The following is a 12773-nucleotide window of genomic DNA, read 5'->3' on the forward strand; positions in this document are numbered from 1 at the left end:
ATCAAGGTAAGACAAAGTTGATTGGAACGGAAGGTACGAGACTCCTGCGGGAAAAGCGCGTCTAGGGGAGACCCCGCAGGCGAAAGCCGAGGAGGCTCCCCGACCGCCCGCGGAAAGCGAGTGCCTAGAGTGGAAATCAACGTCCAAATTGTACAAGCCATAAAAAATAGACAAACTCGATTTTCATCGAGTTTGTCTACAGTCTGAAGCCCCTTACTCATATGAGTAGGGGCTTTTTTATGTTTCAAGTACATTCACTTAACAAGTGCATATGATAATTTTAAAAACTGTGAAGGGTTGAGAAAAATGTACTATGCTCCTTATATCCATCCACATCCCTATCAATATCAAAATTCTTATTATGTTAATGAACCAATGTATAACCATTTAAGAAATCCTGATTATTGGAGTGTAAATAATGTTAACCATTTGGGCTATTTACAGTCATCAAATGGAAGAAATAATTTTGAGGTAAAAGATTATGGACCTAAGCCATTTGTATTGAATATCAATGAGGGTACGAAACAAAACACAACCTACCGTACCGCCTTATGGACAGGAAAACATTTGCAAGTTACATTGATGAGTATTAAAGTTGGTGAAGATATTGGTTTAGAAATTCACCCAAACGTTGACCAATTTTTACGTATTGAACAAGGTCAAGGGGTTGTTCAAATGGGCAATAGAAAGGATAATTTAAACTTTGTAAGAAACGTCTATGATGATTATGCGATAATGATACCTGCTGGCACATGGCATAATGTAACCAATACAGGTAATATTCCTCTAAAGCTTTACTCGATATATGCTCCTCCTAATCATCCATTTGGTACTGTTCATGTTACCAAAGCAGATGCAGTGACTGCAGAAGAAATGCAACGATTATGGCAATAGATCGCTTCAGGAGGTAAATGGAAATATATAGAAAAAGAATGCAGATAGGGTTTTGACAGATTGGCTGACCCTTTTTATTTTGTAAGGTGAACAATTAGAAATCGAATGGAGATAATAAAACTACGGTATTATCTCCACAAGGTACCTCCATCTTTCAAAGCCCACCCTTATAGAGGGTCTTTTTTGTTTTTAATGATCAATACAAAAGAATAACGTGGATACCCTACACCTATTTTTACTKCGATACATTGAAAAGTCCCTACTCGCTTTGAGTGGGGACATTTTTTTTTGATTCCATAAAGATAATGTAGGGGGATTTGTGCCCTTACGTAAACAACTGTTATTCGGCATAGAACCTGCACTTGTTGTAGTGAAGGGTGATTGTATTACGATAAAAAAGGAATGCCAATTATTATAAGCATTCCTTTGTATTCAGATTTTGTTGCTGTTGCTCTCGTTTTCCGGTTTCTTTATGATTGCGTATGCTAGGTATCCTATTAAGCCCATAAATAATCCGGTGCCGCCTACAATATAAATCATTGTAAACACTTTTCCTAATGTTGTCTGCGGTTCAAAGCTGGGATGCCCAACCGTGCTAAGAGTAACAACACAGAAGTAAAGGGAATCAATCACAGTCAGACCTTCCTGCTTAACATAGAAAATCGTGCCGGAAAATAACATAACGAGGACCAAGACGAAAAGAACCTGGAAGTTCTTCAGTTTAAAAGCGGACCAGAGCGCTTTTAGAAAACGTTTCAAGGTGAGGATAAATGAAATCATTGGTAATAGAGTAAATCCTGATATTCGAGCTTGATCAGTTAATCATTCTACTATACATGAATTCAGTTTAGATTGACAAAAAAACCTGTTTATTTTGATCTGGTTTGAACTAGAAGCGTTGGTAAACAATAGAAGGAGAAACTAAGTAAGAAGGGGGACAATCATGAAGCCACGTATTACTGTCATTACATTAGGTGTGGATGATTTGGAAAAATCGCTGGAATTCTATCGGGATGGCCTGGGATTTCAGACAGAAGGAATAGTGGGCAAAGAATTTGAGCATGGAGCCGTTGCCTTTTTGGACTTGCAAGAAGGCCTAAAGCTTGCCATATGGAATCGAAGGGATATAGCTCATGAGGCCAAGGTTCCTTTGTCTCCGGCAAGCCCTACTGAATTTACCCTTGGTCACAATGTAGGCAGTAAAGAGGAAGTGGATATGGTGTTGGAAAAAGCAAAAAAAGCTGGAGCGATCATAACCGATTCGGCACATGACACTTTCTGGGGAGGATACTCTGCACACTTTCAAGACCCTGATGGACACCTTTGGGAGGTCGTTTGGAATCCGCAGTGGGATGGTGAATAGAATCATGATTAGAGATCATTTCGATACTCTAGTTTTATTCATTCCATGAAGATCAAAGTCTAGGGGAGACCGCGCAGGTTTAAAGGCGCCGAGGGCTGTCCGCCCACGAAAAGCGAGTGCCTGGAGTGAAAATCCAACGTTCAAATTATAAAAACCATAAAAAACTGTAGGCAAAATCGATTTTCATCAAGTTTGCCTACAGTATGAAACAAGTACTTTACCTAGGGGTTATGTGCTTGTTTTTTATTTATGAACTCTCTGCTTTTTGCAATCAATTCATTATTCTTTTCAATCGCTTCGTTATTACTGTATTTCACCTGATTAACGGTATCATTATCTTCCATGTATTCAAGCAACAAGTCTACCGCTTTATCCATCAGTCTTTCGATGGGGATACCTCTTTCTTCAGCCAAATTAGCGAGTCTATTATTCAAGTACGGATTGAGGGTAATCTTTATTGGTTTTCTCGTTTCAGAATTGATAGGCCGTTCCACCTTCAGTCTTTTAATCTATCATATACCTTTAATTGAGGGTTAACAAATATAGTGTAGGGAAATGTATAAAGGCTTTGGTTCATCTTTGCACTCAATTCTGTAAGTGAAAAGTGATTTCAAAAAAGAAAGCAGGAATTTGGCAGTGATCAATTTTCCAGTTTTCTTTTTTTGTGCACTTGGGGAGTCACGAGAAGGGTTTCCACCTCTTTTATCAACAGCGGATTTATAACTGCACTAAGTATTCTTGGATTTCAAAGTTAATAACATAAACCATATTTTTAATAAAAATATTGACATAATGAATATAACGTTATAATGTTTATTTATTGTAATTGTGTGTGTTTTCAGACTTTTAATCAAAAGGGGGAAAAGTTATTGAATAATTTTATGGGGATACTCGAAATGAAAGTGCTTCCAGTCGCAAACAAAATTGGTTCACAAAGACATCTGCTGGCAATCAGGCACGGTGTTCTGGCAACACTTCCACTGACGATCATTGGATCATTCTTTGTTATTTTGTTGAATTTTCCAATCAATGGGTATGACGAATGGATTGCACCTTATCGTGCCGCTTTGGATGTTCCGTTTCGGTTTACGGTCGGAGCAATGGCTTTATATGCAGCTTTTGGGGTGGGGTCAGCGCTTGCAGGACATTATAAATTAGATCAGCTCAGTGCAGGCCTTCTATCAGTCTTAGCTTTTCTGATTACATGTGTTGTGCCTACCCAAGTCATGGAATCCGTTCCAGGAGTAATAGAAGCCGGTCGCTGGTTACCTATCAGCTCTTTAAGCGCAGCCTCTTTATTCGGTGCAATAGTAACATCCTTGATTTCAGTTGAGATTTTTCATTTTTTGATTAAACGCGATATAAAAATCAAATTACCGGAAAGCGTTCCGCCAATGGTTTCGAATTCCTTTGCAGCCCTGATTCCAACATTGGTCGTGGTCCTTCTTTTCTGGGGCATTCGATATGGTTTGGGCTTTGATATTAACTCGATCATCACTACTTTGGTGTCACCTCTCAAAAATTTATTGGTTGGCAATAGTTTAATAGGAGGTTTGCTTACAGTCTTTCTCATCGTTTTCYTTTGGTCTCTTGGTATTCATGGACCGGCAATATTGGGTCCGATCATACGGCCGATGTGGGATTCGGCGATTCTCGAGAATATGGATGCATTTGCAAGAACGGGTAATGCGGCGAATTTGCCCAATCTATTTACCGAACAATTCATTCAATGGTTCGTCTGGATTGGCGGGGCGGGATCGACATTATCACTTGTTGTACTATTCCTATTTTCAAAATCGAAGTATTTGAAAGAGCTTGGTAAACTGTCCTTTGTTCCAGGGATTTTTAATATTAACGAACCTATCATTTTTGGAGCGCCGATTGTCATGAACCCCATTTTAATGGTTCCATTCATCGTTGCCCCTTTGGTAAATGTCATCGTTTCTTATACATTCTTTCAATTAGGGTTAATACCGATGATAATGGCTAAACTGCCGTTTACGGTCTTTAGTCCAATTGCCGCTGTCATCAGTACAAATTGGACAATCATGGCCGGGGTTCTCGTTTTATTGAATTTTGTCATCTCATTAATGATCTATTTTCCATTTTTCAAGATGTTCGAGAAGCAGCATCTACGTGATGAAAATAAAATAGAAGCTGGACCCGAAGAAAAGAAAGTGGGCATTAAATATGCCTGAAATAATATTCGCAATTCTATCATTTGTCGGGGCGCAAATCATTTTTTCCCGTACTCGGCTAGGTGAAAGTTTAACACCATGGAAATCGGTTGGCCTGTCTATTTTAATCATTAGCTTTTCAATCTTTCTATTTACCGCAATGGGATCGACTTATTATTTGATTGTCATTGTACCAACGATTATTTGTTCTGTAATGGTATCCTCCCGCTACCGTGACTATTTAATGGGATTACAAACTAAGCGGGCTCAATGGAAAGAAAGTAGAAAAGGAGTGAATGATAGCTTATGAGAAGATTAGGTATTTCAATTTATCCGGAACACTCTACACCGGATAAAGACAAGCAATATATTAAACTTGCCCATAGTTATGGTTTTGAACGAATATTCACGTGTTTATTATCGGTTTCAAAACCATATGAAATTGTCATGGAAGAATATAAAAATATTATTTCTTATGCGAAAGCGCTACATATGGAAGTCATACTTGATGTTGCTCCAGCTGTTTTCGATAAGTTTGATATTAGCTATGATGATTTAAGTTTTTTCGCAGAAATGGGAGCTAACGGCGTTCGTCTGGATCTTGGATTCGATGGCTTGAAAGAAGCTAAAATGACCTATAATTCTTATGGATTGAAAATCGAATTGAATATGAGTAATGATGTTGATTATTTATCGAACATTCTGACGCATCAGGGCAATAAAAATCAAATCATTGGCTGTCATAATTTCTATCCCCAAAAATTCACAGGTCTTCCTTACGACTTCTTCATCGCCTGCAGTAAACGGTTTAAAGAACATGGCATTCGTACAGCTGCATTCGTTACTTCACAGACCGGTGATATAGGTCCTTGGAGTATAAATGATGGATTATGCACATTAGAACAGCACCGTGAACTTTCAATTGATGTACAAGCCAAGCATCTATGGGCAACGGGTTTAATTGATGATGTCATCATTGGGAATGCTTACGCTAGTGAAGAGGAACTAAGAATGCTGGGGGCCTTACAGCGTGACATGATCGAGTTGAAAGTGGAACTCCATTCGGATGCGTCACCAATTGAGCAAAAAGTCGTGCTGGATGAATTACACCTTCGCCGTGGTGATATCAGCGAGTATATGGTCCGTTCAGTGGAGGTCCGAAAAAAATATGCGAATGAAGATTTTGCAGTCCGGGAAAGTATCCCACAGCGCAAAGGGGCCGTTTTCATCGGCAATGATTCTTTTGGAAAATACAAAGGCGAACTTCAAGTCATCTTAAGGGATATGCCATTGGATGAACGTAAAAATGCAGTCGCTCATGTTGTAAAAGAGGAACTTTTTTTACTGGATTATATTAAACCATGGGGCACATTTAGATTGATTAAATAACCTGACCCTAATTTATAAGGAGGAATAATGATGAATATTTTATTATGCTGTTCTGCAGGTATGTCCACTAGTCTTTTGGTTAATAAGATGGAGAAAGCGGCGGTGGAAGAAGGATTGAGCGTGAAAATCCAGGCTGTTGCCACTATGGAAGTAAGAAACCATATAAATGAGGTGGATGTTATTCTTTTAGGACCTCAAGTTCGGTATCAACTTAATGATATAAAGAAAATAGGGGATGAAAAAGGAATACCTGTAGATACGATAAATCCAATGCATTATGGAACTTGTAATGGCAAGGAAGTATTGCGTACGGCCCTCCAATTAATTTCAAAATAACATACTATCAAAAGGAGTGGTAAAATGACGAAAACAAAAGAGGATCTATCAGAATTATCATTTCAATTAATTCTCCATAGCGGGAATGCCCGCAGTTGTGCAATGGAGGCCATCGCCTTGCAAAAACAAGGTAAATCAAGCGATGCCCAGGATAAATTAAAGGAAGCGGAACATGAGTTTGTTGCTGCACATAAAATCCAAACCGCATTGATTCAACAAGAAGTGAATGGTGAGAAATTCGATATTCCAATGATCTTGATCCATGCTCAAGATCACTTGATGACTTCCATGACAACAAAAGATTTAGCGATAGAAATCGTGGAATTACACAAGAAAACACAAAAGAACTAACAATATTAAGGAGGTTGCTGCGGCAGCCTTTTTCTTATGTTCATAACGTGAGAACTTCAACGAGAAGGCGGAGATATCCTCCTTCATGAACCTAAGTTAAATGAATATGGCAGATAAGGGTCACTCAAGATTAGGATTCTCCGAAAATTTAAATTATACTAGATTCATGACAGTAGCAATAGATGCTGTCACTGATTAACGAAGGGTAGTCATGATAGAAAAACAAACGACTAATTAGCAAGCGCAATCATGTTATAAAAGGGGAGAAAAACATGCAAAGAGTCAATCTAACTGAAGATCTTAGTCTTTCACGCATTGTACACGGAATGTGGAGATTGGCAGATTGGAGATTTTCTGCCGAGGATATCCTATCTCTTATTGAACACGGAATGGATCGGGGCGTCACTACATATGATCACGCCGATATATATGGAAGCTATACGTGTGAGGAGATTTTTGGGAACGCACTTTCATTAAAGCCTTCATTACGCGATAAAATGGAGATCGTTACGAAATGTGGCATCGTTCTTCAATCAGAAAACCGTCCTTCCCATAAAAGTCACCATTACGATACTAGTAAAACCCATATCATAAAGTCTGTTGAACAATCCCTTATGAATCTTAAAACGGATTATATTGATTTATTACTTATCCATCGTCCGGATCCCCTGATGGACCCGGCGGAAACGGCTGAGGCGTTTAATCAATTAAAGGAATCAGGAAAGGTCCGGAACTTTGGAGTATCGAACTTCAAAAAACCGCAATGGGATATGCTCCAACCATATCTAGACTATCCGCTTGTGACGAATCAGCTGGAGCTTTCGGCATACAATCTTGAAAACTTCGAAGACGGAACCTTGAACTTATGTCAGGAAAAGGGCGTTGCGCCGATGGCATGGTCACCGCTTGCAGGAGGCAGCATATTTGAGGAATCGAACGAAAAGGCTGTCCGTTTAAGAAAAACGTTAGAAACCGTGAAAGAAGAAATCGGTGCCAATGCAATAGATGAAGTGATGTATGCCTGGCTGTTGAGGCATCCCGCAAAAATCATGCCAATCGTTGGGTCCGGTAAGAAAGAACGGTTGGACAGCGCCATTGATTCACTAAACTTAAGCATGGAAAAAGAGCAATGGTTTAACATATTTACTAGCTCGATGGGACATGATATTCCGTAATGAATTGTACCTTTGAACAAGAAACCTTGCCTTCATTAATGGGGACCTCCGTAAAGAGGTCCCCATTCTTAAAATTTAAACAATGACGAGATGGACTTTCACTTTTCAAAGCATGATTTTTGGTGAATTTTTTTAAGTGCTAATAAGATTTTTCCGTATAATAAAAATACTATTTGATTTTAGAGGTGAAACAACATGAAAATCGGGGTAATAGGCTCAAAGTATTTTGTTGGAATCCATATCAATCCACTTTCCCATGTTTCCCAAACCATTCATTTCCGTTCAATATGATATGTGGAAGAAAACAGTCCATTAATAGAAAATGCGGGAAAACAAACCGATCTATTACCGTTTTCAGTTTCCATACCTTTTTTATGGATATGAAAAGGTTAAAAGAAGCTTAATAGAAACTATTTATGTCCCATCTTCTGGACTTTCAGATAATTCTTGCTTCCTACCTTCTATTGGACTTTCACTAACTTTGGTCTTGGTGAATTATAATAATCGTATTTTGCATCAAAACTCGTGTGACAGCCGTTTTTCCATTTCTGTTATTGAAGGGCGGCAGGCATTTTCAATGATGGAACCTCCTGATCATTCAAGCCAGTAGCAATGATAATTACTATAATTTCATCTTTTAAGTTTTCATTAATAACAGAACCGAAAATCATATTTAACTCTGAGTCTGCCTCGGAAGTAACAATATTAGCTGCCTCTTGTACTTCATATAGACTTATATTGGCGCCTGTGAGTTTCATTAGCACACCTTGCGCTCCGTCGATGGAAGTGTTAAGTAACGGACTGGAAATGGCTTTCTTTGCAGCTTCCGCAGCGCGATGTTTACCTGTTGCTCTGCCAATGCCTATTAAGGCAGACCCTTTATTGGACATGATTGTTTTCACGTCTGCAAAATCAATGTTGATTAAACCTGGTACAGAAATTAAATCCGATATACCTTGGATACTTTGGCGAATAACATTATCCGCTTCAAGAAATGCTTCAAGCATTGGTGTATTTTTATGTAAAATCTCCACTAAGCGATCGTTTGGAATGACAATTAATGTGTCCACTGCTTTCTTCATTAAGGAGATCCCTCCTGCTGCTTGTGTTGCACGCTTATTGCCCTCAAACGCAAACGGAAGTGTTACAACGCCAATGGTTAGTATGTCAAGCTCACGGGCAATTTGAGCAATGACAGGGGCAGCACCCGTTCCTATACCGCCGCCCATTCCGGCTGTAATGAGTACCATGTCTGTACCTTTTAATGCTTCYTGGATCTGCTCCTTGCTTTCTTTAACTGCTTGTTTACCTACCTCTGGATTTGCCCCTGATCCTAAACCTTTTGTCAATGTTGCACCGATTTGTATCTTGATCTCTGCTTTTGATAAATTAAGAGCTTGTGCATCTGTATTAACAGCTATAAATTCTACACCTTTAACTCCATGTTCGATCATACGGTTAACGGCGTTATTTCCTCCGCCGCCAATACCAATTACTTTAATGTTGACTGATGAGTTTAGACTTGTAACCAACTCCATTTATAGGACCTCCTAGTCATTGAAATTACCTTATTTCAAATTATTCAAATAAATAGCGGAAACAACACTCATTCTTTTATTAGAAAAGTTTTGTCTTTCCTATATTTAGATTTAGTTAAAGAAAAAGGCATTGTCGTTAGCAGTCCCGTAAAGGAGACTTCTACCGACAATGCCTTTCATTGAACCCTTCCATTCTTTGCTAAAGGTGGGTGGGTTCGATATCCTAAAAAGGTAATCTTTGTTTTAATTCTAAGGTAATTCCACTTTTAAATCAATATATATACATTATTATAAACAAATACGTATTCATGAAGATGGCGACGACCATCTCATTAGAATTATTTACAGTGTGTAACCTAATAAGGTTAAAGATAATGATATCTTTAGGAGTTTTAAAAGGTGAAACTAACTGAGTTAAATTACCGTGATGTATACCTTTAATTCATGAACAAGTAAAATAGATAAGCAAAGATGCACCACTGCATCTCATCTTTATTTTGTATATTTCCTACCTCTGCACTCTACACATATAGTATGTGGGAACATAGTTTACACCTTCAATGTTGTGAAAATTCAGGGGTGAAATGATTCTGATTGTTATTTTGAATAAACTATAACAGACAGGAAAATATTTATCCTGTCTGTTTTTTTTGCCTCTTAAATAACTACGGGAAGCGTACCATAAGTAATATAATGAGGCTTTTACGCATATAAAGAAAAAACACTATGTTCTCTTATAGTCCATACAGCAAATCCTGCCTCCGCTTATGCTTTTATTGTGAGATTTAAGAAAAATGATAGGTAGAAGGTGATGAAAATGGAAGCGATCGTCCTAGCTGCTGGATATTCCAGCCGAGCGAATGCATTTAAGATGACTTTGCCGATGGGGCAAATGAGCGTGTTGGAGCAAACAATCTCTAAATTTGAAGGATTATGCAGCAGGGTCATCGTCGTAGCTGGATTTCAAGCGGAAATCATCCAAGAGGAAATTGTCAAAATTATCAGTGAAAATGCCTATTCATTTCAAATCAAGTTTATTTATAATGAAAACTTTGACCAGGGAATGTTTCATTCCATTCAAAAGGGCTGTAACGAAGTGAATGCCCCAACCTTCTTTTTAACACCCGGCGATTGTCCGCTTGTAAAAAAAGAGACTGTTCAGCTACTAGCAAAACACAAAGGAAACGTGGTTATTCCCAGCTTTGACTATAAAGGCGGCCATCCCATTAAATTATCAAGCGAAGTGAAACAGAAAATTCTCGAAACCAATCCAGAAAGTAATTTGCGTGTGGTCCTGGACGGTTACGAAAAGCAATACATGAATGTAGATGATGCGGGAGTATTAATGGATGTTGATACACCGGAGGATTACCAAAAAGCCATTAATTATGATAAAGCTTTAAATTTCTCGAAGTAAAAATAAAAACTACGAAAATCTTGAATAGAAATGAATCATAAAAGATCATTCTCATTGATAAAATCATTGGAACAGGTTTCTATTCAGAATATGTCCCATTAAAAAAATGAGTCGAAGGGTGTTGTTGCAATGAATCTCAAAGACATAAGCACCTCAGTGCCCAAAAAGGACCATAAAGGTAAAGTATCGGGCCAGTTGCCCTATATTAGTGACGTAAAAGTGGAAAATATGGTTTATGGTGTTTTGTATCGATCGCCAATTGCTTATGGAAAAATCATATCCATTCAATTACCCAATCTTCCGGAAGGGTATGAAGCTGTTGGAGCAGAGCATATCCCCGGACCGAATTATGTCAAAATTATCAAAGAAGATCAGCCCATTTTTGCCAATGAGTGGGTCAATTATATTGGTGAGCCAATTCTCATGCTCACGGGCAAAGACCTGGATATCCTGTACAGTTTGTTAAATGAAGTGAAGGTTGAATTTGAAGAACATCAGGCTATCTATACATTGGCCGAAGCGATCAAGCAAAAATCAGTATCCTTAGTTTTGGCAAGCTATGAATTTGGGGAAAGCTTAGAAAACATTTCAGCTATCGAGCAGGGAGCCCATCAAATCATCGAAGAAGAATATGATACGGGTTATCAGGAGCATGTCTATCTTGAGCCGCAAGGAATGCTCGCCGTTTATAAGGATGATGAAATTGTCGTCCAGGGATCGATGCAATGTCTTTATTATATAAAAAATGCATTGCTAAGCGCATTAGCCTGTGGTGACGATGAAGTCAGGGTTGTTCAAAGCCCTACCGGCGGAGGTTTTGGCGGCAAAGAAGATTATCCTTCAATGATGGCTTGTCACGTAGCCGTTGCCGCAAGAGCAGTAAAAAAATCGGTAATGCTCGTGTTCGACCGTTCTGAGGATATGCTGGTAACGACGAAAAGGCATCCGGCCAAACTCAAATATCGGACGGCCCTTGATAAGGAAGGAAATATTTTAAGCATGTGTGTTGACATCTTTCTCGATGGAGGGGCAAATGTTGGATTGAGCTCTGTCGTGCTGCAGCGCGCATTATTAAACAGTGCTGGTGTTTATAAAATTCCGCATTTTCATGCAAAAGGCTATGTCTTAAAAACCAATACCGTTCCGAACGGCGCCTTCAGAGGCTTTGGTGCTCCTCAAAGCTTTGCCGGAATCGAAAGTCATATTGGACATCTTAGTAAGCTGGCAAAAATCGACCCGCTTGATTATAAACGAAAATACCTCGTCAAACAAGGAGATCCCACCATCACCAAAGGTAAATTCCGCGACCCGATATTAGTGGAAGATATGATTGAGGACGTACTCAACGTGTCAGAATACAATAAGAAAAAAGAAGACTTTCAGCGCTTAAATCAACAAAATCAGCGCTATAAAAAAGGGATAGGAACTTCGCTGTTCCTCCACGGCTGTGGATTTACTGGCAGTGGCGAAAGAGATCATATTAAAGCAARGGTGAAACTGGTTAAATCAAAGGACGACCAGGTATCACTAAAAATCTCAAACTCTGATATGGGACAAGGTATTTTGACGACGTTGTGTAAAATTGTCGCCAAAGAACTTAACCTCCCGTTCGAAGATATTTTGTACCCTTATCCCGACACAAAAGAAGTTCCCGACTCGGGTCCGACCGTAGCTTCCAGGACGACGATGATTGTCGGAAAATTGCTTGAACGGGCCGCAAAAAAACTTAAGAATCAGTGGCAAACAGGGGTGGAACAGGAAGTGGTTGAGCACTATGTTCACCGTGAAATGATTCCTTGGGATGAGAAAACCTTCACTGGAGATGCGTACCCGGCTTATTCATGGGGCGTTAATATCGTTGAAGTAGAAGTTGATACGTTAACAGGTAATTTAAAGTTAGAAAAAGTATACGGCAATTATGAAGTTGGGAAGGTCATCGATGAACGGATTATGAAAGGCCAAATTGACGGTGGTTTGGCTCAAGGGCTAGCATACGGTTATCTGGAAAAGATGACGTCAAAACAAGGTAGAATCCAACAAAAAAGCATATCGGATTATGGACCGCCGACTTCCTTGGATATTGTTTCAATTGAAAGCAAGGTCTTTGATAACCCCTATGCTGATGGTCCATAC

13 protein-coding genes are annotated in these 12773 nt (G+C 39.0%); 10 read left to right on the plus strand and 3 right to left on the minus strand.

The window, feature by feature from the left end:
• Positions 1-306: 306 nt before the first annotated feature.
• Entirely contained in the window at positions 307-894 is a 588-nt protein-coding gene (locus AC1DVB_RS21405) for a cupin domain-containing protein (RefSeq protein WP_477590844.1), read from the plus strand.
• A 432-nt stretch (positions 895-1326) separates the two neighbouring features.
• Here AC1DVB_RS21405 and AC1DVB_RS21410 read toward each other — a convergent pair whose 3' ends face one another.
• A complete protein-coding gene (locus AC1DVB_RS21410) occupies positions 1327-1674 on the minus strand; it encodes a potassium channel family protein (protein WP_063576678.1) in 348 nt (115 codons plus the stop codon).
• 163 nt (positions 1675-1837) lie between these two features.
• On the opposite strand from AC1DVB_RS21410, the gene AC1DVB_RS21415 reads away from it, so the two are divergent.
• The gene (locus tag AC1DVB_RS21415; protein ID WP_477590846.1) at positions 1838-2257 is read left to right on the plus strand and encodes a VOC family protein; all 420 of its coding nucleotides are present in this window, start codon (positions 1838-1840) and stop codon (positions 2255-2257) included.
• A 221-nt stretch (positions 2258-2478) separates the two neighbouring features.
• Here AC1DVB_RS21415 and AC1DVB_RS21420 read toward each other — a convergent pair whose 3' ends face one another.
• Entirely contained in the window at positions 2479-2751 is a 273-nt protein-coding gene (locus tag AC1DVB_RS21420; RefSeq protein ID WP_477590848.1) for a ribbon-helix-helix domain-containing protein, read from the minus strand.
• 375 nt (positions 2752-3126) lie between these two features.
• Between AC1DVB_RS21420 and AC1DVB_RS21425 the strand changes: the two genes are divergently transcribed.
• The 6 genes from AC1DVB_RS21425 (at position 3127) to AC1DVB_RS21450 (ending at position 7685) form a co-directional block, all read left to right on the plus strand.
• A complete protein-coding gene (locus tag AC1DVB_RS21425; protein ID WP_477590850.1) occupies positions 3127-4455 on the plus strand; it encodes a PTS sugar transporter subunit IIC in 1329 nt (442 codons plus the stop codon).
• Positions 4448-4744, plus strand: a complete 297-nt coding sequence (locus AC1DVB_RS21430; protein ID WP_057276149.1) for a hypothetical protein — start codon at positions 4448-4450, stop codon at positions 4742-4744. Before AC1DVB_RS21425 ends, AC1DVB_RS21430 begins: the two co-directional genes overlap by 8 nt.
• The gene (locus tag AC1DVB_RS21435; RefSeq protein ID WP_477590853.1) at positions 4741-5823 is read left to right on the plus strand and encodes a DUF871 domain-containing protein; all 1083 of its coding nucleotides are present in this window, start codon (positions 4741-4743) and stop codon (positions 5821-5823) included. The genes AC1DVB_RS21430 and AC1DVB_RS21435 overlap by 4 nt, the downstream gene beginning before the upstream one ends.
• 30 nt (positions 5824-5853) lie before the next feature.
• Entirely contained in the window at positions 5854-6159 is a 306-nt protein-coding gene (locus tag AC1DVB_RS21440) for a PTS sugar transporter subunit IIB (protein WP_048685915.1), read from the plus strand.
• A gap of 24 nt (positions 6160-6183) precedes the next feature.
• On the plus strand, positions 6184-6510 hold the full coding sequence (locus AC1DVB_RS21445) for a PTS sugar transporter subunit IIA (RefSeq protein WP_187049233.1): 327 nt from the start codon (positions 6184-6186) through the stop codon (positions 6508-6510).
• A gap of 272 nt (positions 6511-6782) precedes the next feature.
• Positions 6783-7685, plus strand: coding sequence for an aldo/keto reductase (locus AC1DVB_RS21450; protein ID WP_477590856.1), 903 nt, complete (start codon positions 6783-6785; stop codon positions 7683-7685).
• Positions 7686-8236: 551 nt separating this feature from the next.
• Here the strand turns inward: AC1DVB_RS21450 and ftsZ are convergent.
• Positions 8237-9223, minus strand: coding sequence for a cell division protein FtsZ (ftsZ, locus tag AC1DVB_RS21455; protein WP_477590858.1), 987 nt, complete (start codon positions 9221-9223; stop codon positions 8237-8239).
• Between the two features lie 817 nt (positions 9224-10040).
• Here ftsZ and AC1DVB_RS21460 point away from each other — a divergent pair.
• Positions 10041-10640, plus strand: coding sequence for a nucleotidyltransferase family protein (locus AC1DVB_RS21460; protein ID WP_477590860.1), 600 nt, complete (start codon positions 10041-10043; stop codon positions 10638-10640).
• Between the two features lie 129 nt (positions 10641-10769).
• Positions 10770-12773, plus strand: a 2004-nt coding sequence (locus tag AC1DVB_RS21465; protein ID WP_477590862.1) for a xanthine dehydrogenase family protein molybdopterin-binding subunit, incomplete at its 3' end; no start/stop codon positions are given.

This window comes from Peribacillus sp. P4_D6 (assembly GCF_056401795.1).